The sequence below is a fragment of the Bacteroidales bacterium genome (assembly GCA_016707785.1).
Lineage (GTDB): Bacteria > Bacteroidota > Bacteroidia > Bacteroidales > UBA4417 > UBA4417.
In genome coordinates, this window is sequence record JADJGZ010000002.1 from 239,128 (window position 1) to 262,157 (window position 23,030).

Below are 23,030 nucleotides of genomic sequence, written 5' to 3' on the forward strand. Positions count from 1 at the left end.
AGCTCTGCTTCAGCCTTTTTCTGTTTCTGGCTGGGAGTGGACTGAATTTAATTATTAAAAAGAATAACGAACCCAGAAAAGTTACCTCAAGACTCAATAATCAAATTCAAAAAAGTGAAAAGGATCTTTTGCATGAAATTTCTAATCTTTCAATTCATTTAAATAAACCTGAATTTTTAAAACAAAATGAATTCAAGAGAAAGTATGAAAAAGAACTTTCTGAGTTTGGTAGAATTTTTCTTATTTATAAAAATGATAGTCTTATTTCCTGGTCTGACAACTCAAGCCTGATCCCATCGATTCATGATAAAAGGATTCAATCTGGTGCAATCATTTTTGGTGGCAACGGGTATTACCAGGTAGGAATTCAAAAAACCGGGCTTTTCACTATTTATGGGCTGCAATTGATAAAAAATGAATACCGGTACAAAAATGATTATCTGCCACAAGGATTCTATAAAAAATTCAACGCTCCGAAAGGTACCGAAATATCTTTAAAACCGTCAATGAATAACATTATTGACGCAAAAGGTAATTTCCTCTTCTCCATCAGTACTGAAGAATCTCATCCTATTCAGTCATACCTGATGTTTCTCATTTTTACTTTATATGTAACAAGTTTCTTATGCCTGATTTCAGCCTTGTTTACTGCTTACCGGTTTATCATGAAACTGTGGGGACATCGGGTTCTTTTACTTATATTCTTTGTGCTGGATGTCTTACTTCTTAGAGCAATTCAATTTTATTTCCAATTTCCATCTTCACTTTATTCCTTAGAATTATTTAATCCGGTCTACTTTGCCGCGTCTGACTGGTTACCCTCATTAGGAGACCTGCTGATTAATTCAGCCCTTTTCCTGCAAATAACCTATTTCCTGTTTAAGTATGTTCCCTCTGAGCTGCTAAAGAATAAAAGATCTTATTTCATCAATATCCTGGCTTTTATACTTTGCATAGGTGCACTGCTTGCATTGTTTGAAATTCTGTATTCAGTATTGAGAAGCCTGATTTTGAACTCAAGTATTCCCCTTCAGTTTTACAATATTCTAAGCTTGTCAGAGTATAGCTTTGCTGCATTATTTGTAATTGGAGTAGCTTCGCTTTCATTTATCCTGCTTGCCGAAAAACTGCTTAATTTAAGTCAAGCTCTTTCATTAAGCAAAGTTACGAAGGTCACAATTTCACTCACCGTATTAATCATTTATATCTTTTGGAACTGGAATTCAGATCAGAGAAATCCAATGGTTGGATTGTTTTTGGCTCTCTTCATAATTATCGGACTATTATATCAACCAGAAAGAAAAATATCATTGATCCACTCAGGAAGGAGAACAGTATTCCTGTTGATTTTAGCCCTGATTGGAACCTATTATATTAATGTATTTGTAAATCTTCAGGAATTGGAACAACGAAAAATCGTTGCTACCCATCTCGCTGAATCAAGAGATAAATTGGCAGAATATTATTACAAACTCACCATCAATAGAATCCACCAGGATAAGCAAATTCCATTAATATTGGAAGATTCTGACAATGATAGCCAAAGGGAACTTAAAACCATTGAGTATATTCAACGGAAATACTTCCAGGGCTTCTGGTCAAAATACCATATTCAATTGACTCTCTGCCATCCCGGGAAAAAGCTTAATATTAATGCCTTTAACCAAATTACGGAATGCGATATTTATTTCAATGATCAAATTGACCAATACCTTAGCCCCGTAGATTCATCCGGACTCTTTTTCCTGAATCAATCCATAGATCAAACTTATTACCTGGGGAAAACAAAACTTCGAAAAGGATCACTTTTACCTGAAGACGACCATACCCTCTATATCGAAATTGATTCCAGGAATGCAAGCCGGGGCCAGGGTTATCCTGAGTTATTAATGGATCTGTCATCGGCTGCTTCCGAAAGCTTTTCAAGATATTCGTATGCGTTTTATAATAATAATGACCTGATCAGAAGTGTTGGGAAATATTCTTATAGTACTGAGAATTCTAAAAACCTAACATTAGGGAACCAGTTAAATTTCTTCTATCATAACGGTTATTCTCACCTTATTCATAAAATTGATTCACACACAACCCTTATCATCAGCAAAGAAAAACCAGGCATTGCTGATATACTGGCACCATTTTCATACCTTTTTCTCACCCTCCTGTTACTTATGGGTATAATCATGATTTTTGCCGGTAAATCATTTATATTCAGTAATATAACACTTACTTTCAGGGTTCGGCTCCAAATCTATATTATTGCAATTATTCTTATTTCATCTATCATCATTGGAGGTGTAACATTGATATACCTCAATCAGTTGAATTTTACAAAGAACAAGGATATTGTCAACGAAAAAATGAATACAGTTCTGGTTGAACTGGAGAACAGGTATGGTAATTCAAATATATTGAATGAAAATCTGTATGATGATCTGAATGTAGCTTTAATGAACCTTTCAAACACCAATTTTACTGATATCAATCTGTTTGGTTTGGACGGCAGACTATTAGCCTCTTCAAGAGAACAAATCTTTGACGAAGGATTAATTTCTGATTATATGAATCCTTCAGGTCTCTCTATGTTGCTGGATGAGAAAAGATCATTTTACATCCAAAAAGAAAAGATCGGGCGATATAATTATCTTTCAGCCTATGCACCGCTGAGAAATTTCAACAATCAATTAATTGGTTATTTAAATCTCCCATATTTTTCGAGGCAGGAAGACTTAAGACAAGAGATGTCAAGGCTTCTGGCCACCTATGCCAATCTTTATATTATGATGATTGCCATAGCTGTTTTATTGGCTGTAATTATTTCCAGATATATTACCCGGCCGCTGCAACTTATTCGTAATCAGCTGGGTAAAATTCAACTGGGACGTACAAATGCGAAAATTGTTTGGAAACGCGAGGATGAAATAGGTGATCTTGTTGCAGAATACAACAGGATGATTGATGAGTTGTCGCAAAGCGCTGAATTGCTTGCACGCTCTGAAAGAGAAATTGCATGGAGAGAAATGGCCCGTCAGGTAGCTCATGAAATCAAAAATCCGTTAACTCCAATCAAGTTAAGCATGCAACACCTAATCAAAGCCTGGGATGATCATGCCCCTGATTGGGAAAACAGACTGAAACGATTTTCGCAGACATTAATCCTGCAAATTGACACTTTATCAGCAATTGCTTCTGAGTTCTCTGATTTTGCTCAAATGCCCAGATCAAATTTCCAGATAATTGATATCCAGGGCATTATATCTTCTTCAGCACAACTATTCAGAGATTTGGACAATGTTTCCATTCACTATCCGGCTGAAGCGAACAGTTATTTTGTGTATGCCGATGAAAATCAAATGCTTAGGGTGTTCAATAACCTGATTAAGAATTCTATTCAAGCGATTCCCCAGGGAAAAGAAGGCCATATTCAGATTGAACTCGTGCATGAGAATAATCAATGCCTGATTAAATTTACTGATAATGGCTCTGGGATTCCCAATGATCAGCAAACAAAGATTTTCTCACCAAACTTCACAACCAAATCAGCAGGTATGGGTTTAGGATTAGCGATGGTCAAGAATATTATTGATAATTCCCGGGGGAAAATATGGTTCGACTCACATCCCGAAGAAGGTACAACATTCTATATTTTGTTGCCCATTGCCGCATCAGTATAGACATGTAAACAGAAGTTTGAATTTCAGTACTTTTGTAATCTGAAATACCAACAACCTATTGAATCCGATCAAGCAGCTGGCTTCGCAAACGGCGATCTATGGGATGAGTTCCATAGTGGCCAGGTTCATTAATTTCTTTTTTGTTCCCATCTATACCCGCATATTGAGTCCGGGTAATTATGGCCTTGCAAGTGAATTACTCGCTTATATAGCTTTGTTGCAGGTAATTCTGACTTATGGCCTCGAAACAGGTTTTTTTCGTTTTGCAAACAAAGATAAAAATGAAGCCAATCATTTGTTTTCAACGGCTTCAACCTGGATATTGATTTCTTCATTAATATTTAGTGTCTTTATTTTCTCTGTTTCAGGTAGTATTTCTGGTGCTATGGGTCATCCTTCCATTTACCTGAAATATGTGGCATTGATTCTGAGTATTGATTGCTTTACGGCAATTTATTTCGCTAAGCTCCGATTTGACAATAGACCTTGGATGTTTGCCATTTTCAAATCTGTTAAAATACTATCAGAAGTAGGCTTTAATCTTCTTTTGTTTTTCTGGTTACCGGCATGGTTTACAAAGCATCCAGATTCCTTTCTGCTAAAGTATATTTCTCCTACCCCTGACTATGGCTATATACTCCTGGCTATTCTACTGAGTGCGGTAATATCCTTAATCCTGTTTTTCCCACAAATACTTAGGACTCCTCTACGATTCTCTCATCAGATGTGGAAGAAATTAATGATATACTCTCTTCCATTGATGATAGCCGGCTTACCAGGCATTGCCAATGACTATGTAGACAGGATTTTGTTCAGATATTTTTCCCCGGATACTTCTCCATGGCTTGATCAATTGGGTATCTACAGCGCTGTGATGAAACTGGCAGTTTTTATCACTTTGTTTGTGCAAATGTTTCGTTATGCAGCTGAACCCTTCTTTTTCTCTTCAGCAGAGAAAGACCATATGAAACAGACATATGCCGATGTCATGAAATACTTTGTAATTCTGGGCCTTCTGTTATTCCTGGTAATTGTTTTTTATGCCGATTTATTTGCCCTGATCCTTGGAAAAGAATTTCGGTCGGGAATGGATGTACTCCCATTAGTATTACTTGCCAATATTTTACTGGGAATATCGTTTAACTTATCAATGTGGTATAAATTGACTGAACATACCCGGTATGCGATCTATATCACATTAATCGGATTGGCTGTAACCGTTGTAATTGACATATTTTTTATGCCGAGGTTCGGTTATTATGCAGCAGCATGGAGCCGTTTACTGAGCTATATTGTAATGATCGTAATCAGTTACAGGCTAAGTCTTCGGTTTTATCCGATACCCTATAATCTCAGGATCATATTCCTGTATTTTATTGCTGGAATTGGATTATTTGCCATCAGTATATTATGGCAAGGGCTGGATTTATGGATCAGGCTTGTATTAAACACAATTTTAATTGCCATTTTCGGTGGATTCGTAATAAGGATGGAAAAAATTAAACTGCATCAAGTAATGGTCTTGATGAAATTAAAGAAGTAATCATCATTAAAAGGATTGGAATGAAGATAAAAGTTGTTAATCAATCACCATTTTCCTTGCCTGAATATGCTACAGAGCATTCTGCCGGGCTGGATTTAAAGGCAAATATTACGGAACCCATTGTACTAAAACCACTAGCAAGGTTAATGGTTCCAACCGGCTTATTTATTGAACTTCCCGAAGGATTCGAAGCCCAGGTAAGGCCTCGCAGTGGTCTCGCTGCCAAACACGGGATTTCTATAGTAAATTCACCGGGTACCATTGATCCTGATTATAGAGGAGAGATAAAGGTTATCCTTATTAATTTATCCGAAATACCTTTCATGCTAAATCCCGGTGAGCGTATTGCGCAAATGGTTATTGCCCGGTTTGAACATATTCAGTGGAATCAGGTTGAGGAATTATCCCAAACAACTCGGGGAGAAGGAGGTTTTGGACATACAGGGACACATTGAGTTGTTCAAGCTTTTACCGGTATTATCCGGATAAAATATATTAATTTACTTGAAAATGAGATTGTTGAAGATAAAATACTTCTATTTGGTTTTTTTGTTCCTATGGTTAATTCCATCGGTATTAGTGAATGCCCAGGAAAAGGGGCATGGACGGAAGAAAAACAGGCACCAGGAAGAAAAGACTATGATCGACAAAAAGGCCTCTACAGAAGCCTTTATCGATGGAACTAAGGCACGGTTGCTGGGAGATTTGGTAAAAGCAGCCTCTTATTTCAATAAATGTCTTGAATTAAATCCATCAGATGATGCCGCAATGTATGAATTGTCTCAGATCTATTATACCCAGGATGATTTTAATACTGCTGCAACATTGATTGAGAAGGCTATTGAAATTGATCCTTCAAACCCCTATTACCGGCTGTTAGCGGTTGATATTTATGGGAAGTCGGGCCGGAAAGAGGATTTGTTAAAGACTTGCCAGCAGCTCGTTAAAAAATTTCCGGGTAATGCAGATTATTTGTACGAACTGGCTTCTGCCTACCTGATGCTGGGTAAAGGTGATGATGCAATTAATACTTATAATGCAATAGAAGAAATTATTGGCATTAATGAAGAAGTATCCCTCCAAAAACACCGTATCTATCTTTTGCAGAATAAAGCGGAAAAGGCTGTCCGTGAAATAGAGCAGTTAATTGAAGAAAATCCTTCAGAATCAGTACGATATTATTCAATGCTTGCTGAGATTTATATGCAGGACAAGAAGCCGGATATTGCTGCAGAATATTATAAAAAGATCATTCTTTCTGATCCTGCTAATCCTTATGTCCATATCTCCCTCTCCGATTATTACAGGAAAAAAGGAGATTCCTTGCAATCACTGGAAGAATTAAAAACCGGATTCGCCAATCCGACCCTGGATATAGATACGAAATTAAGGATTCTGATGGCTTATTATAGCCTGGATGAATTCTACAACAAAAAGAAGCCTGAAATTAGCGAGCTATCATCTATCCTCCTGAAAGCTCATCCATCTGACAGTAAAGCCCTTTCTCTTTCTGCTGATTTAATGTTCAATGATGCGAAATACAATGAAGCCCGCGAACTGTTAAGACAGGTTATAGCAATTGATAGCAGCAGATATGCAACCTGGGAAAGCCTGATGCAAACGGAGGCGGCCCTGTCTGACTGGCAAGCACTCCAGGATGAAAGTGCCCGGGCACTTGATCTGTTCCCCCTCCAACCATTACCCTACTTTTTTAATGGTATTTCCAATCTCCAGCTGAAGAAACCGGCAGAAGCCATAAAGAGTCTGAATACTGGCGCTAAATTTGTAACTACCAATGAGCAACTTCTGCTGGAATTTTACACCTACCTGGGTGATGCCTATAATCAATCGGGACAGTATGCATTGTCAGATGAGAACTATGAAAAAGTCCTTAAATCGACCCCCAATAATGCCTATGTGCTGAATAATTATGCATATTATCTTTCCCTTAGAGGTGAAAAGCTGGATAAAGCCTTAACAATGGCCTCGAAAGCGGTAAGCCTGGCTGCTGATAGTCCTGCATATATGGATACCTATGGCTGGGTTCTGTATAAAAACGGTAGCTTTGCGGAAGCTAAAGAATGGGTTGAAAAGGCCATTCTTGCAAGTCCCGGGGAAGATGCAGACCTTTTAGAGCATATGGGGGACATAATGTTTAAGTTAGGAGATCAAAATCAGGCTTTGGAATATTGGAAAAAAGCTAAAAATGCCGGAGGTACCGGGATTAACCTCGAAAAGAAAATAAAAGAGAAAAACTTATTTGAATAACATCAATGGTTAGAATAAAGAGTTGGTTAGGGCTATGGATCATAATGATCATATTGTTAACATCATGCACATCGTCAAGAAAAGCTATTAGAGAGCCTTTGAAAGATGAAGGGTCAGAGTTTCTTATTAAAAAACTTAAGGAAAATGAGCTTCAGTTCAGGACGATTTCTGCTAAATTCACGGCCAGTTTCACCCGTGACAAGAAGAAAACCAATCTTTCCGGACAGATACGTATATGCAGGGATAGTATAATATGGATTTCCATTACTCCAATGCTGGGTATTGAGATGGCCCGATTCCTTCTCACACCCGATTCAATCAAATATCTCAATAGAATCAACGCTTCATACCTTTCAAAAGAATTCAAATATATAAATCAGCTTCTGAATAAGACGCTTGATTTTGATATGGCCCAGGCATTCATAACCGGAAATGATTTTTCACTCTACGAAACCAATACTTTTAAGGCATCTGTTGATAATCATGAATATAAGCTAAGTACAAGTAACCGTCTGAAATTAAAGAGATATGTCAGAAGGAGTGAGGAAGAGATTAGCATTCCACTTCAAAGCATATGGCTTGAGCCTGAGACTTTTAAGATCACAAGGGTTATGTTGAAGGAGGCAGAAAGAGACAGCCGGAAGTTTGTTGCTGAATATTCTGCTTTTGAACTAAACAGCGGACAGCGTATTCCATTAATACTGGATTATAAAATCGAAACAGATAAGGAGAAAATCAGGATCAACATTGAATACTCAAAGTTAACCCTCGATCAGGATCAATCATATCCTTTCAATATCCCGGACAATTATAGTCCAATTGAAAAAATTGAATTTAAGTAGGATCTTTATGATAAATAGTTCAAAGCTACCAGGATTTAAAGTTGCATTAATGGTGACTTCATTGATCATTGGCTTTGTTATGCTTATTCCTGCTCAAAATCAAAAAGTTAAATTGCAGGAAAGAAAAAGTAAATTAGAACAGGAAATTTCCAATACCAATAAGCAGTTAAATCAGACACAGAAAAACAAGGAAGCAAATTTGAATCAATTATTCCTGATCAATAAAAAGATCAATCACAGGGAAGAACTGATTCATGCAATTGGGGATGAGGTTTCGGGTTTAGAAAACCAGATTGGCACTTTAAGTGATACAATATTCAGGTTATCTACTTCAATAGAAAATCTAAAAAAAGAGTATGCCCGGCTTATTTATTCCACTTACAGGAATAGAAATGCTTATAGCCGCTTGATGTTTATTTTTTCTTCAAAAAACTTTAACCAGGCTTTTAAGCGGCTCAAATATTTGCAACAATACTCTGATTACAGGAAGACACAAGCTAATGCAATCCTTCAGACCCAATCATTGTTAGGGGCAAAAAAGCTGGAACTTGAAAGGCAAAAGAACTCAAAACTGACACTCAAAGAGCGTCAGGAGTTAGAAAAAAATCAACTGGCACAGGAAAAAACGGATAAAGACAGAGCCGTAAAAAAACTTACTAAGCAAGAAAAAACACTTCTGGTAAAGTTAAAGGAGAAAGAAGCAGCCCTGGGTAAACTACAACGTGCGATAGAATCTGTAATTGCCGAAGAAATTCGAAAAGCGAACGAAGAAAAAGCCCGGAAAGCTTCGGAAGCAACAGCTGCAGCAAAACCTGCTGAAGGTTCAAAAAAGCCTGGTACTACCAAACCCTCTGAAACCGGGAAAGAAAATGTAAATAACAAGCCAATTGTCCCGGCCCGTACAAATAGTATGTCCTCCACAGTGGAAGAAGTTGCTCTATCCAATAGTTTTTCGGGGAATAAAGGGCGGCTTCCGTGGCCGGTTGAAAGAGGAACGATTACATCTACTTTTGGGGAACATCCGCATCCTGAATACAAGAATATCAAGATCAGGAATAATGGAGTTGATATTTCCGCAGTTAGCGGATCAAAAGCCAGGGCTGTTTTTGATGGAGTTGTTTCAAGTGTAATGTCTATAACGAATCTTCATTATGTCGTAATTATCAGGCATGGAGATTATTTAACGGTTTATTCAAATCTTTTGGATGTATCAGTTAAAAAGGGTGATAAAGTAAAAACCAGGCAGCAAATTGGCACCATCTATACAGACCCGGACCTAAACAAGACATTACTGCATTTTGAATTATGGAACGGAAAATCTTTACAGAATCCTGGTCAATGGTTGGGGAGTTAGACCTGATAAATCAAAAAAAAAACAGTAGCGTTCCTATTTCAATTATCTTTGTAGCCAATAGAATACACCACTCCAAAATATTCAATCACTATGGGTAAATTAGGTCCAACCGAAATAATTCTGATCCTGGCTATTGTCTTACTGCTTTTTGGTGGAAAGAAAATTCCTGAACTCATGAGAGGTCTGGGAAAAGGGGTCAGAAGCTTCAAAGATGGTGTGAAGGGTGAAGATGAGGAATCCAAACCAGGAAATCAGACCGGCAATTAAATTTGTAGTCTCATAAACCTATTATTGCCTCGTTTCCTTTAATGACGATAGTTTTCGCTCATTTCAGGTAACATTCTGCCGATAGGGCATACATACTAAACAATCCTTATCGTTCGTTACACCTACTAACAGTTGATTGTGAATTATTAGTATAGAAAACAAGCCCGTAACCGTTTGTTTTTTATATTTTTACCACCACCATATTTATTATGGGATTGGGGTAAGGGAATTATATAAATTAAACGAAAACAGTAAGCATGAGATTTTCAGGAATGATTCTTTTGTTGTTCTTGTGTTTAGGGACTTCTGTTCTTGCTCAGCAGGTCCAAAACACAAATGAGCCGGGTTCCGGAATAATGGAAACCGAGTTTGTAGACGACAACCTGATTGTTGCAGCACTTGACAGCTTAAGCAATCTTAAATACTTTGAAAGTGTAGAAAACACTAAAAATCAACTTTTTAATAACAAGTATAACTTTCTGCCCAATTTTGTTCCTACCTATCCTGACTCTATATACTATTACCGAATGCAGAGGCTGGATGTGGAGTCTCCTATTGAACTCACTTATAATCCCTATGTAAAGGCCTTTATTGACCTTTATGCTACAAAGAAAAGGGGTACCACCTCAAGAGTACTCGGCCTTGCCCAGATTTATTTCCCCCTGATTGAGCAACAGCTTGATATGTATAATCTTCCACTTGAACTTAAATACCTGGCGATTGTGGAATCAGCACTGAATCCTGAGGCCCGTTCAAGGGTGGGAGCTACAGGTCTCTGGCAATTTATGTACTATACAGGGAAGGTTTATGGCCTGGAAGCCACTTCCTATGTTGATGACAGAAATGATCCGGTGAAAGCTACCAACGCTGCCTGCAGGCATTTTATTGACTTATACAACATGTATCATGATTGGTTGCTGGTGCTTGCAGCCTATAATTCGGGACCAGGAAACGTAAATAAGGCAATCAGAAGGTCTGGCGGGAAAATGAGTTTCTGGGAAATCCGTGGATATTTACCCCGTGAAACCCGCGATTATGTTCCTGCTTTTATAGCAGTGAACTATGTAATGAATTATTCCAACGAGCATAACCTATACCCGGTAATGCCAAGGGTTGTTTACCATGAAACGGATACCGTTGCCGTAACGTCGCCACTTACAATTGGAATTCTTGCTGAAAAACTTAAACTTCCTCTCGAAGATCTTCAATATTTGAATCCCACATTCCGTAAAGGTTTCATCCCAGCTACTGCGAAAAATCCTTATTATATCCGTCTGCCCAAGAAAACCGTGGCTGATTTCATTAATAATGAGCCCTCTTTATATGCTGCATTTCAGCTGAAAGGTTATGATCCGGTGCAATTCCTTGCACAGGCTGCTTCCGATGGGTCTTATAACTTAGTGACCAAAAAAATTACACATAAGGTCAGAAAAGGAGAAAACATCTCTTCTATTGCCAGGAAATACAATTGCACAACTACGGAAATCAAGAAATGGAACAAATTACGTAAAGCGAGTGTCTATAATGGTCAGAAACTTGCTATCTATGTCCAGACGAAAGTTCCGGTACCAGGAGCTAAATCTAAACCACAAAACGCAACACAGGAAACTGATCTTGACAGGAATACTGCTTTAAACCAGCAGGATTCTCTCAGAGAAAACGCCCCAACACAGGGAGTAAAGAAGGCTCCGGCAACTTCTTCAGTTAAGCCTAAATACCATATAGTAAAAAAAGGAGAATACCTCTCAAAAATAGCTGCTAAGTATAAAGTTTCAGTCAATGACTTAACCGCCTGGAATAAACTGAAAAGTAAGAACCTGATGGTTGGACAAAAGCTTCGCATTAATTCTCCCACAGTTCCGGTTAATAGTGAAATAGCAAAAGCAGATACCAATATTAAGGCTCCTGTTAAAGTTCCGGCAGAAGGCAACATAACAGAAAAATTGGTTTATTATACAGTGCAATCAGGAGACACATTGTGGAGTATTGCTGAAAAGTATGAAGGAATTACCGTGAATCAAATCCGTGAATGGAATAATATAAAAGCAGAAGAAAAATTGAAAGTTGGCCAGAAGATTAAAGTAATTATTCCCGGAGGTTGATAAAGGATACCATTCGATACATTTGGTTCATAGCTGATTAGTAAACTACATAATTCGACCATGTATTATAGATTCTTTATTGCCCTGATCCTGGGGTTGTCCTTTCTTTCCTCATGCGATTCCGGAAAATCAACAGATCCAAATTCAACAGGTAAAGGTTCAGAAATTCTCGTGGTTTGCGATAAGGCTCTGTGGGACGGACCTATTGGCAACGCAATCAAGCAGTATTTTACAGTCGAAATGGAGGGCCTGCCTGAGTCAGAAGCAGAGTATTCCTTAATCAATGTTCCCTATTCAAATTTCAGTCGCTTTCTGCAAACGCATCGTAATGTTTTCATTATTGATGTGAAAAAAGAAAACGGGAAAGGTGGCCTGGAAACTCAAAAGAATACCTGGTCGCACCCTCAGCGGGTGATAAAGCTTATTGCATCTGATAATGCTTCTTTCGATATCGTCTTTGCCAAATACCGGTCTGCTATTAAAGAACTATTTAACCAGAATGAACGTGCCCGTTTTAGTGCCCAGAACGCCTTAAAAAGAAATCTCGGGGTAGAAAGTACCCTTGAAAAGGATTTTGGGATTAAGATGATTGTTTCTTCTGACTTCTACCAGGCCAAAAAAGAAAAAGACTTCCTCTGGCTGCGAAAAGAAACCAATGAAATGAGCCTTGGATTGATGATCTATTATTTCCCATATACTGATACCAATCAGCTTGCGTTGCAAAATATCCTCAGTCAAAGAAATGATTATACCCGGAAATATGTTCCCGGTCCGACCGATGGTTCTTATATGAAGGTAGCCGATGAGGTGCTTAAACCGGTATCCCGAAAAATCAAGTTCAATAAACTATTTGCTGTTGAAACACGTGGTTTATGGGATACAAAAGGCGATTTTATGGGAGGTCCTTATATAAATTATAGTGTAATTGATACTCTTCGCCATCGCATTGTTACTTTCGATGGATATATTTATTATCCGAATAAACCCAAGAAAAATTACGTAAGGCAGTTAGAATCAATAATTTGGGGTTCGAGCTTCCTGCCTGAACCAACGCTGAAATAAAATTATTTTCACAAAAAATACCGGTTCTTGTTGCATCGGTATTTTTTTGTTGTAATTTTGACCACATGGTTAAACCAATTAATTAAACCAATTGGTTATAAGGTTTTGATATGAATCAAGAGGGAAAAAATACCGAAGGGATCATTCTGGAAGCTGCAAGGACTATTTTTATTCAAAAAGGTTTCTCCGGCGCCAGGATGCAGGAAATAGCAGATCAGGCAGGGATCAATAAAGCCTTGCTGCATTACTATTTCAGGAGCAAGGACCATCTGTTCGAGGCTGTATTTGCACAAGCTTTAGGCAGTTTTTTACCCGTGATTAAATCGGTGCTTGAATCAGAATTACCACTAAAAATTAAAATCATAAAGTTTGTCGAAACCTATATTGATATCCTATTGGCAAATCCATACATACCAGGCTTTGTGATCCAGGAATTAAATACCAATCCCGGGCGGTTTGTTGATAAGTTTACAGCCATGGGACTTGATCCGACAATTATACTGAGACAAATTGAAAAAGAGGTTGATCTGAGAACTATCCGGGCTGTTAAAGCTGATCATTTTATGGTTAATCTTCTGGCAATGTGTATTTTTCCTTTCGTTGCAAAACCAATCGTAAAGGGTGTGCTCCGAAAGGATGAATCCCAGTACAATGTGTTTCTTAAAGAAAGGAAAGAACAAATCATCGAATTTGTAATGAACTCACTTTCAATAAAATGAAAAGATTATTAGTATCCGGATTGTTCATTGCAATGATGATCCCGGCATTCGGACAGAATACAGAGCTCAGGCTTGAACAATGCCATGAACTCGCTTTGCGAAATCATCCATTATCGGGTCAGGGGAAATTATACCATGAAGCTTCCGGAATACAGCAGAAAATTATTGATAAAAACAACCTGCCCCAGTTTAACCTGAATGGTCAGGCTACCTACCAAAGTGCTGTTACAGAATTGCCTATTTCTATTCCCGGAATGAACATCCCGGAAGTTCCACAAGAGCAATTCAAAATGAGTCTCGATGCCACCCAGGTATTATATGGTGGAGGTGCAACCGCTGCGCAGCGATTACTCGAAGAAAAGAATCTGCAGATCAATGCCCAAACTAATGAATCTGAGCTGTATAAACTGAAGGAAAGGATTAATCAGCTCTATTTTGGCATCATGCTGATTAATAACTCCATTGATGTATTGAAAATAAATCTTGAAGAACTGCAGTCGCGTCTCAATAAAACTGAATCGGGCATTCGAAACGGGCTTATTTTACCCTATAATGCTACCATCCTCGAGTCGGAAAAGTTGAAAGTGAATCAGAAGCTGATTGACCTTAATTCACAAAAAACTTCATTCCTGGGGATGTTAAGTTTGCTTACCGGGACTGATATTCCTGCGGATGTTAAGCTCTCAGAACCTGATATTGTTTATCAATCTGGAGGATATATGAATAAAAGGCCGGAAATGTCGCTCTTCGACCTTCAAAACGACAGGATTGATGTAATGAAGAAAATGGCCGGAATCAAAACCCATCCCAGGGCCTTTGCATTTGGAAACCTGGGATACGGCCGACCAGGACTGAATATGTTTAAGGAAGAAGCCGATGTGTATTATATGGTCGGAGCTAAAGTGACATGGAATTTCTGGAACTGGCATCAGAACAGGGAAGAGATCAGAATCATGGATATCAACAAACAAATTGTGCAGCAACAGAAGGAGACCTTCGACCTGAATGTAAAAACCCAAGCCAGGCAATATCTTTCTGAAATAAACCGATCGGAAGAATTACTTGTGAATGATGATAAACTCATCCTAATGAGGGCTGAAATTTCGAAAGCAGTTGCTTCTCAACTCGAAAACGGAATCATAACAGCAACTGAATACCTTACCGATTATAATGCCGAAATACAGGCCCGGTTATCGAAAGAGCTTCATAAAGTTCAGTATTTACAAGCAAAAGCAGCTTATCTGGCTCTGACAGGAAACCTTTAAACGAAAAACTTTCACAATGAGAAATCTTATCTTCATCTTCATTGCCCTTGCATTTTCATCATGCAATAACAATCAACAACTGTCAGATGCCTTTGGCAATTTTGAAGCCGTTACCGTATCAGTTTCTTCTGAAACAGCCGGCCGGATTTTGCAGTTAGATGTGGAAGAAGGACAAGCCCTATCCAATGGACAGCAAATCGGAGTGATTGATACTACTGATTTATACCTGAAGAAATTACAATTGATGGCCCAAAGAAATGCCATAGCCACCCGAATGTCAGGAGTTCAGGGGCAGATTGATGTTCAGCTGCAGCAGAAAGCAAACCTCCTGGTTGAAAAAGAACGGATTTCGAAACTATTAAAAGATAAAGCTGCTACGCCCAAGCAACTTGACGATATCACAGGTGCAATAGAACTTGTTGAAAAACAAATATCTTCAATTAAAACGCAAAATTCGGGCATCCTGGAAGAGCAGGTTGTGATTGACCGACAGATTGATATTGTTAAAGAATCAATCAGAAAATGTTATATCAGAAATCCTGTTGAAGGCACTGTCCTGGTGAAGTATGCTGAATCAGGAGAAGTGACAACCCCAGGGAAAACCCTTTACAAAATTGCTAACCTTGAAACCATGGAATTGAAGGTATATGTATCAGGCAACCAGCTTCCATCCGTTAAACTGGGGCAAAAGGTGGAGGTTTTGATTGATAAGGATAGCAAATCGAACAGAAAACTGGAGGGTATTGTGAGCTGGATTAGCCAAAAGGCAGAATTTACACCCAAGATCATCCAAACCAAGGAAGAAAGAGTTGACCTGGTTTATGGAATTAAAGTAAGGGTCAAAAATGATGGGAGCTTGAAAATATCAATGCCGGGAGAAGTAAATTTCAACAAATAAAATGTCCCCTTTATTCTGGTATTATGCGCAATTAAACAGGGGGTTTAACTGAGAATTTAGACGGGTATACCAATAACTGCCTTAACAGTTCATTAATAAGAAAATGAAACTTAGAAGAAAAATTCGTAAGATTGTATTAACCAAAACGAATCCTATGAAGTACACTTTCATCACAATCCTTGTCATTTCGGCCTTGTTGTCCTCATCATGGTGTATGGCCCAGTCAAAAGCTGATAAAATTGTAGGTTATTACCTGACCTATGATGATGAAACAGGCGCTGAAAAATCGCAGGTTCAGATTTTCAAGGCTACCAACGGGAAATACTATGGAAAGATTGTATGGTTAAAAGAACCCTTAAAAAACGGTAAACCCAAGGTTGACGACAAGAATCCTGAAGCCAAGCTGCAAAGCCGACCGGTAATGGGGTTACAGATCCTGAAGGATTTTACCTACAATAGCGGGGATAATGAATGGAGCGAAGGCACTATCTATAATCCTGCCAGTGGGAAAACCTACAGTTGCTATATGAATTTCGAGACTCCCACTAAAATTAAAATCAGGGGCTATATTGGCGCTTCCTGGATGGGACTTGGAAAAACAGCCTTCTGGACTAAGGAATCTGCCCAGCGAAAATAGCCGGTTGTTCTTAACAAAGAGTTAAGAATTCTTTCAGCCACAAGTTATTGAAAAACAAGCTGAACCGTAAATAGTTAACTACTGTTCATGGCTCAGATAGCCAGAAGTATATCCTGTTACGAATGAAAAAAGCATCAGTTATCGTCGAAAACCTGAGTAAAAGTTATGGGAATACCATAGCGCTGGAAGCTACTTCTTTTGAGGTAAAAAAAGGTGAATTATTCGGTTTTATAGGTCCTGATGGTGCAGGGAAAACTACTTTATTCCGCATACTCACAACTTTACTGCTTCCAGGATCGGGAAGTGTAACCATTGAAGGTCTTGATGTGGTAAAGGACTATAAAAAAATAAGAAGAATTCTTGGTTATATGCCCGGAAGGTTTTCACTCTATCCCGACCTTTCCGTAGAAGAAAACCTCCGCTTCTTTGCGGGCATCTTCAATACTACTCCTGAAGAAAATTATGACCTTGTCAAAGATATTTATATTCAGATTGAGCCTTTCAAACACCGAAGGGCAGGGAAACTTTCAGGTGGAATGAAACAAAAACTGGCACTCTCCTGCGCCCTGATCCATAAACCGGAAGTGCTGATTCTTGATGAACCTACTACCGGGGTCGATGCTGTTTCACGAAGGGAGTTCTGGGAGATGCTCGATCGACTGAAGAAAACCGGGATCACAATTCTGGTTTCAACCCCTTATATGGACGAAGCCAGTCGTTGCGACAGAGTTGCACTGATGCAAAAAGGACAACTGCTGGACCTTAATACTCCCTCGGGCATTATTGAAGGTTTTCAACATCAGCTTTGGTCGGTTGGGTCGCATGATACCTATAAGCTGCTTGCCGATTTAAGGCAATTTGAGGCCTGCAGAACGGCCTTTCTATTCGGAAGCAACATTCACCTTACTATAAAGGCCGTGGGTGACCCTTGGGGGCTTATTCGTTCTTATCTTGAATCAAAGGGGCATATCTCTGTTGAATTGGAGTTGATTAAACCAGGCATAGAGGATTGCTTCATGGAATTAATGAATAATAATAACAATTTCGGATCAGGTCAATGAGTGTCACAGAGAATTCAGCACTGAAAAGCAAGAACCCCATTATCGTGGTCGAGAACCTGGTGAAACGGTTTGGCCATTTCATTGCCAACGATCACCTTACATTCAATGTTGAAGAAGGAGAGATCTTTGGGTTCCTTGGAGCGAACGGAGCAGGAAAAACCACAGCAATCAGGATATTAAGCGGTTTATCATCACCCACTTCCGGCAAAGTAAAGGTCGCAGGATTTGATGTGTATACTCAGTCGGAGAAAATCAAGAAGAATATTGGCTACATGAGTCAGAAGTTCTCATTGTACGATGACCTGACTGTATGGGAGAATTTCCGGTTTTATGGTGGAATTTATGGATTGTCGGCCAAGCAGATACGGGAACGCACTGATGAATTACTGGTAAGACTTGGACTGGCAGGCGAAAAGAACAGCATCCTCAAATCGATCCCGCTTGGCTGGAAACAAAAACTGGCTTTTTCAGTAGCTATCATGCACCGGCCGGCCATTGTCTTTCTCGATGAACCTACAGGGGGTGTGGATCCCATAACCCGGCGACAGTTCTGGGAAATGATCTATGAAGCTGCCCGGCAAGGAATCACTGTATTTGTCACCACACATTACATGGATGAAGCAGAGTATTGTGAACGTGTCAGTATCATGGTGGATGGAAAAATTGTTGCATTGGATACACCTGAAAGGTTAAAGTCGACCTATAAAGTTGATACAATGGAGGATGTATTTATCAAACTGGCCAGGGCAAAGGAATAATACCAGTATAAATTGTAAGTAAACAGAAGCTGCAATCATGAGGGGTTTTATCATCAAGGAGTTTTATCATATTTTCAGGGATGTAAGGTCGATGCTGATTTTATTCGGGATGCCGGTTGTCCAGGTATTGATATTTGGCTTTGCCATCTCGACTGAAATAAGAAATGCCCCTGTAGCCATCCTGGATCATTCAAACGATTATGTTACTCAGCAAATCACCAATAAGTTACTTTCCTCAGGTTTCTTTGTAAGAGGCGACCAGATCGAGAATGAAAACCAGATACAGCAAATTTTCAGAAAAGGGAAAGTGAAAGAAATCATCGTTTTTGAAAAGGATTTTGCAAAGAACCTTGAAAACGAGAAGGAAGCACATGTTCAACTGATTGCTGATGCCTCCGACCCCAATGTTGCCAACCTGATAGTGAATTATACTAATGCTATTATTCAGTCGTATCAACAGGAATACTTCAAAGGGATGGCTCTTCCTGTTGAAATTGTAACAGAAAGTCAGATGTTATATAATCCCGGGCTAAAGAGCGTATTCATGTTTATCCCTGGCATCATAACCATTCTGCTGATGCTGATCAGCGCTATGATGACCTCCATCTCCATTGCAAGGGAAAAAGAGATGGGAACCATGGAAATTCTGCTGGTTTCTCCGCTGAATCCAATACAGATTGTGGCCGGAAAAGTGATTCCCTATGTGCTGATTTCTTTCATCAATGCTTTGACCATCCTGCTGATGAGTTTTTTCATCTTCAAAATGCCACTCGAAGGAAATATGGTGCTACTCCTGCTTGAAAGCATTTTGTTTATTATCATGGCTTTGTCACTGGGAATCTTCATATCAACAGTTAGCAACAGCCAGCAAATGGCAATGATGCTGTCGATGTTTGCACTGATGTTACCTACCATTCTGCTTTCAGGATTCATTTTTCCGATTGAGAATATGCCTTACCTGCTTCAGTTGCTGAGTAATATTATGCCGCCCCGCTGGTTTATCATCATTATCAAATCTATCATGCTGAAGGGATTAGGAATTCAGTATGTATGGAAGGAAACGCTGATCATTGCCGGAATGGCGGTATTTTTCATCGCTCTAAGTATCAGGAAATTCAAAATCAGACTCGAATAATCAAGCCCATCTTTGTGAGAACGATCTACTATATATTACAAAAGGAATTCCGCCAGATTTTCAGGAATAAAACGATGTTGCCGGTAATATTTGCCATTCCCATCGTACAACTTCTGATACTTGCCTATGCTGTTACCTTTGAGATCAGGAACATTAACCTTGTGGTTTTTGACCAGGATAATACGCCACAATCCAGGGCTTTGATTTCTAAGTTCCAGGCACCGGCTTTTTATACGTTGAAAGGATATGTTCAAAGTTATGATGAAGCCCTGGAGAATCTCAGAAAGGGAGCATGTCACCAGGTATTGGTTATTCCCAATGGATTTGAAAAGGAGATTGCCAAAGAAGCCCGAACCAGTGTCAAAATCATTACGAATGCCATCGACGGAAGTGCTGCGGCCATCATGAACGGCTATGGCAATGGAATTGTTATGGATTTTAACCAAAACCTGGTTGTGGAAATGATGGGAGGCATCGATTTTAAGCAGCCAATAAAAGTAGATTACACATTCTGGTTTAATCCCGAACTCAATTACACCACCTATATGGTTCCAGGGATTCTGGTTCTGCTGGTCACTATTATCGGTATGTTTCTTTCCTCAATGAATGTTGTCAGGGAAAAGGAGATAGGAACCATTGAACAGATCAATGTTTCGCCCATCAGGAAATATCAGTTTGTTGTTGGGAAACTCTTGCCTTTTTGGTTCATAGCCATGTTTGAACTAGCCTTCGGACTCACAGTGGCTAAAATTATTTTTGATATACCCATCCTGGGAAATATCGGGCTCATTTTCGGTGTGGCATCTGTATACCTGCTGGTAGTGCTGGGAATAGGATTATTTATTTCAACATTAACAGATACACAGCAGCAGGCTATGTTTCTTGCCTGGTTCTTTGCAGTAGTTTTCATCATGATGAGCGGATTATTTACCCCGGTTGAGAGTATGCCTTCCTGGGCACAGCAGTTAAATCTGATCAACCCGATAGCCTATTTCATCAAAGTTATGCGTATGATTATGCTGAAAGGTTCAGAATTTAAGGATATCGCGGGTGATTTCTTCTCACTGCTGGGATATGCAGTAATTTCCTTGTTCCTCGCTATCTGGAGGTATAAAAAAGTATCCTGAGCTTGTATTAGTTGACGTTCCCGGGGTGATCAATCTTTCCCAGGATAATGAATGCATCTTCCAGGCTTTTCTTCACAGGGATGAACGTAAACTGAAACCGGTCAGCAAATTTTTTCGACGAATAATAAGTCTTTGACTGAGCCGAACGCATATTTTCACGGGTGATCAAGGCTGTTTTTCCTGTAATCCTGGTTCTTACCCATTCAAGGCGCCAGGCAAGGCTCATCATTACTTTTCCTACAGGAATATAAGGTGGCTTTTTCCCAAGTAATCCAGCGGCTGTGGTGAAAAGTTCCCGAAGCGAAAGGTTTTCAGCATTCAAAACAAACCTTTCTCCTGTTACCGGGCTTTCCATAAGCAGGATCATGGCAGCAACCACATCTCTTACATCCACATAGCCGTTTACTCCTTCATTGTAGAAGGGTATCATTTTTTCAATACTGTGAAATAACCGGTTAGTGGCCTTAGGTTGAGAGCTGGCTCCCAGGATTACAGAAGGATTTACTATAACGGCATCTAATCCCTCCTCTATTCCGCGCCAGACTTCTCTCTCGCTCCCATATTTGCTGATAGCATAACCACTGTTGCGTTTTGATGTTTTCCATTTGGAATTTTCATCAATATATTCTCCCTGTTCTGCTACGCCAAGGGAAGCAATGGAACTGACATGGCAAAGCTTTTTCACCTTATGCTGCAGACAGGCATTCACAATATTGGAGGTTCCTTCCACATTGGTATAAATCATTGATTTCCTGTCGCGGGGGTCGAATGAAATTTTGGCGGCACAATGGTAAACAACATCTATTCCATTCATTGCCTGATCGATGGAATAAAAATCGGTGACATCCCCTTCTATCCATTCAATAAGTGGAAATTGATCTGTCCGGGCTTTAAGGAAGTTAAAAATTTCCCGGATGTTATTCATGTGCTGGTTTGATCGGATCAGTGCACGAACCTTTTCACCTTTCGCAGTGAGTGCGAACAGTAAATAAGAGCCTAAAAGTCCGGTTCCTCCTGTTACAAGAATCATATGACAAAACTAATAATTTTAGAAACAGTATTCTTCATCTTGTTGTTCCGACTACACGCTGCTTTTTACTCTGATCCTAAACTGATACAATAGATGTTTCCATCAGCCGATGAAGCAACAATTCTGTTCCGGCTCAATGCCGGGCTTGAAAAAAAGCCGCCAAGTTCTTCCTCTACCTTTAGAAAGTGTAAATCGGATGTGATAATTGAATAAATATCATCACGATAGGAATCATCGGGCTTGAAATACCTGAAACGGTTTTTCTCATAAGATGGCGTATTGAACACCCATATTTCCTTCCCGGTACGAATATCCACCGCATGCAGTTTTCCGATGGTCGTTCCGATAAAAAGGGTTTCATCCTGAAAAGCCGGCTTGCCAAACATGAGCAACTCCATCTTGTTTTTCCAGAGGTAACTTCCGTCCAAGGGTTAATAGCTGCAAGGATGCGCTCATCAGCACCAGCAATGAACAAGGTGGAATCATAAAAGGAAGCCGACAATACCCATCCCAGCGTATAAACTTTATTCCAATGGCAATATCCCTTTTCTTTATCGAGTGCATATAAATTGTAATCCCTGGCACCAATAATGACCTGGTTACCTATTATCACAGGGCTTCCCTGCACTTCACCTTTTGGGAAATACTGATGGCCAACCGTCTTGAATTTCCAGCGCAAAGAACCATCCATTAAGTTAAGGGCATACACATAGCCGTTGAAGGAACCAAAATATACTGATTCCTGGTCAATTGCAGCTGTAGTATGCACATGGGATCCGGTTTCAAACTTCCAGACAAGTTCTCCTGAATCAGCCTTTAAGGCATAAAAAATACCTGAACCGGAGCCCCAGTAGATGATTCCATCACTCAGGACAGGTGATGACTGATGATAATCGGCAAAATCGTAGGGTGTTTCGTAACCCCCATTAAACTTCCATTGCAATGAGCCATCGGTTTTTAAACAGATTAATTCTCCTGTTCCATTGCAAAAAATGATGTTCCCGCCATTTAGACAGGCAGTAGACCGTATTTGCCCTCCACAGGCATATTGCCAGATCTCATGACCATTATGGAGGTTTATGGCCCTGAAAATGCTATCAGTCCCCCCGATATAAATTACATCGTCATGGATAAAGGGTGATGCATAAAAAGGTTGGCGCGTGCTGAAGACCCAGGATAAAGAGGGTTCATTTTCTGAAAATTCCCCTGAAAATGTCTGAGGTGTCCCTTTAAATGGGATCAGCATCAGTAATATTGATAAGATGAAAAGTGATTTCATTTAGAGGCG

The 23,030-nt window shown here is 39.4% G+C and carries 19 protein-coding genes; 17 read left to right on the top strand and 2 right to left on the bottom strand.

Annotation, left to right across the window (positions count from 1 at the left end):
* Positions 1 to 128: 128 nt before the first annotated feature.
* The 17 genes from IPH84_02710 (at position 129) to IPH84_02790 (ending at position 20,712) form a co-directional block, all read left to right on the top strand.
* Positions 129 to 3,674 (top strand): HAMP domain-containing protein, encoded by a 3,546-nt coding sequence (locus IPH84_02710; GenBank protein MBK7172151.1) that lies wholly within the window; start codon positions 129 to 131, stop codon positions 3,672 to 3,674.
* 58 nt (positions 3,675 to 3,732) lie between these two features.
* Complete coding sequence (locus IPH84_02715; protein MBK7172152.1) at positions 3,733 to 5,217, top strand: oligosaccharide flippase family protein; 1,485 nt, start codon at positions 3,733 to 3,735, stop codon at positions 5,215 to 5,217.
* Between the two features lie 20 nt (positions 5,218 to 5,237).
* Positions 5,238 to 5,672 carry a dUTP diphosphatase gene (gene dut, locus IPH84_02720; protein MBK7172153.1) on the top strand — a complete coding sequence of 145 codons (435 nt, stop codon included), beginning with the start codon at positions 5,238 to 5,240 and terminating at the stop codon, positions 5,670 to 5,672.
* A gap of 55 nt (positions 5,673 to 5,727) precedes the next feature.
* Positions 5,728 to 7,485 (top strand): tetratricopeptide repeat protein, encoded by a 1,758-nt coding sequence (locus IPH84_02725; protein MBK7172154.1) that lies wholly within the window; start codon positions 5,728 to 5,730, stop codon positions 7,483 to 7,485.
* Between the two features lie 44 nt (positions 7,486 to 7,529).
* Positions 7,530 to 8,327 (top strand): DUF4292 domain-containing protein, encoded by a 798-nt coding sequence (locus IPH84_02730; GenBank protein MBK7172155.1) that lies wholly within the window; start codon positions 7,530 to 7,532, stop codon positions 8,325 to 8,327.
* Between the two features lie 7 nt (positions 8,328 to 8,334).
* Positions 8,335 to 9,681 carry a peptidoglycan DD-metalloendopeptidase family protein gene (locus IPH84_02735; protein ID MBK7172156.1) on the top strand — a complete coding sequence of 449 codons (1,347 nt, stop codon included), beginning with the start codon at positions 8,335 to 8,337 and terminating at the stop codon, positions 9,679 to 9,681.
* A gap of 90 nt (positions 9,682 to 9,771) precedes the next feature.
* Entirely contained in the window at positions 9,772 to 9,948 is a 177-nt protein-coding gene (locus tag IPH84_02740; GenBank protein ID MBK7172157.1) for a twin-arginine translocase TatA/TatE family subunit, read from the top strand.
* A 356-nt stretch (positions 9,949 to 10,304) separates the two neighbouring features.
* Positions 10,305 to 12,050: a LysM peptidoglycan-binding domain-containing protein gene (locus IPH84_02745; protein ID MBK7172158.1), complete on the top strand. Its 1,746-nt coding sequence runs from the start codon at positions 10,305 to 10,307 to the stop codon at positions 12,048 to 12,050.
* A gap of 60 nt (positions 12,051 to 12,110) precedes the next feature.
* A complete protein-coding gene (locus tag IPH84_02750) occupies positions 12,111 to 13,112 on the top strand; it encodes a DUF4837 family protein (protein MBK7172159.1) in 1,002 nt (333 codons plus the stop codon).
* Positions 13,113 to 13,222: 110 nt separating this feature from the next.
* Complete coding sequence (locus tag IPH84_02755; protein MBK7172160.1) at positions 13,223 to 13,831, top strand: helix-turn-helix transcriptional regulator; 609 nt, start codon at positions 13,223 to 13,225, stop codon at positions 13,829 to 13,831.
* Positions 13,828 to 15,096 (top strand): TolC family protein, encoded by a 1,269-nt coding sequence (locus IPH84_02760; protein MBK7172161.1) that lies wholly within the window; start codon positions 13,828 to 13,830, stop codon positions 15,094 to 15,096. The genes IPH84_02755 and IPH84_02760 overlap by 4 nt, the downstream gene beginning before the upstream one ends.
* 16 nt (positions 15,097 to 15,112) lie before the next feature.
* Positions 15,113 to 15,994 carry an HlyD family efflux transporter periplasmic adaptor subunit gene (locus IPH84_02765; protein ID MBK7172162.1) on the top strand — a complete coding sequence of 294 codons (882 nt, stop codon included), beginning with the start codon at positions 15,113 to 15,115 and terminating at the stop codon, positions 15,992 to 15,994.
* Positions 15,995 to 16,208: 214 nt separating this feature from the next.
* Positions 16,209 to 16,631: a DUF2147 domain-containing protein gene (locus IPH84_02770; protein ID MBK7172163.1), complete on the top strand. Its 423-nt coding sequence runs from the start codon at positions 16,209 to 16,211 to the stop codon at positions 16,629 to 16,631.
* A gap of 122 nt (positions 16,632 to 16,753) precedes the next feature.
* Complete coding sequence (locus IPH84_02775; protein ID MBK7172164.1) at positions 16,754 to 17,692, top strand: ABC transporter ATP-binding protein; 939 nt, start codon at positions 16,754 to 16,756, stop codon at positions 17,690 to 17,692.
* Positions 17,689 to 18,450, top strand: coding sequence for an ABC transporter ATP-binding protein (locus tag IPH84_02780; GenBank protein ID MBK7172165.1), 762 nt, complete (start codon positions 17,689 to 17,691; stop codon positions 18,448 to 18,450). The genes IPH84_02775 and IPH84_02780 overlap by 4 nt, the downstream gene beginning before the upstream one ends.
* Positions 18,451 to 18,487: 37 nt before the next feature.
* The gene (locus IPH84_02785; GenBank protein MBK7172166.1) at positions 18,488 to 19,585 is read left to right on the top strand and encodes an ABC transporter permease; all 1,098 of its coding nucleotides are present in this window, start codon (positions 18,488 to 18,490) and stop codon (positions 19,583 to 19,585) included.
* A gap of 14 nt (positions 19,586 to 19,599) precedes the next feature.
* Positions 19,600 to 20,712, top strand: coding sequence for an ABC transporter permease (locus tag IPH84_02790; GenBank protein MBK7172167.1), 1,113 nt, complete (start codon positions 19,600 to 19,602; stop codon positions 20,710 to 20,712).
* 7 nt (positions 20,713 to 20,719) lie between these two features.
* Here the strand turns inward: IPH84_02790 and IPH84_02795 are convergent, their stop codons facing one another.
* Together IPH84_02795 and IPH84_02800 are read right to left on the bottom strand one after the other, a co-directional pair.
* A complete protein-coding gene (locus IPH84_02795) occupies positions 20,720 to 21,742 on the bottom strand; it encodes an NAD-dependent epimerase/dehydratase family protein (GenBank protein ID MBK7172168.1) in 1,023 nt (340 codons plus the stop codon).
* Between the two features lie 178 nt (positions 21,743 to 21,920).
* Positions 21,921 to 23,021, bottom strand: a complete 1,101-nt coding sequence (locus IPH84_02800) for a PQQ-like beta-propeller repeat protein (protein MBK7172169.1) — start codon at positions 23,019 to 23,021, stop codon at positions 21,921 to 21,923.
* Between the last annotated feature and the right edge of the window lie 9 nt (positions 23,022 to 23,030).